This window comes from Vibrio sp. 1727, assembly GCF_033344415.1.
GTDB classification, from domain to species: Bacteria; Pseudomonadota; Gammaproteobacteria; order Enterobacterales; family Vibrionaceae; genus Vibrio; species Vibrio alginolyticus.
Genome location: NZ_JAWPOT010000447.1, coordinates 1 through 598 on the forward strand (window position 1 = coordinate 1; position 598 = coordinate 598).

General features: G+C 49.0%; 1 pseudogene. It reads right to left on the bottom strand.

What is annotated here, in order from left to right:
* A pseudogene (locus R8O10_RS26265) lies at positions 1-489 on the bottom strand (histidine kinase); the annotation flags it as partial.
* Positions 490-598 lie beyond the last annotated feature (109 nt).

The following is a 598-nucleotide window of genomic DNA, read 5'->3' on the forward strand; positions in this document are numbered from 1 at the left end:
GAGCCTGTCGAGCAAATACCCCACCGACACCACACCAATGATGTTACCTTGTGCGTCGAATATCGCCGCTTTACCGCGGACGGAATAACCCAAAGAACCGCGAGCTGTAGACACATAGGATTGACCTTCGACCAGAGCTCGTTGGTTGTCTCCCCCTTTCATAGGCTTACCAATTCGCTCATCTACCGGATGAATTAAGCGCACGCCTTGGTTATCCCCAATCACAATAAAGGCCGCACCAATCGCTTTAGTAAGTGCGCGAAAGGACTCTTGATAAGGTTCTGGCTGCTGAGCTTCCACCATCTCAATGACGATTTCAGACTCTGCGAGGAAACGGGCAACACCGAGTGCCTTTTCACCCATTTCGTGTTCTTGATTGACTTTGAGGTAGGTAAAACCTGCGGCGACGAGCAGAAGTAACTCGATCAAGCCCGAGAGCGTCATAATGACCAGCATGCGCTTTCTAAAGCTGATGGTTCTCCAACTCATGGTACATCCTTACCGTTAACCCACTTCCACGTCACTGTGGTGTTGTTCTAAGTTAACATCGAGTTAACAGCAAGGCTTAGATCAGATGATAAATCTGTGAACACGGCAA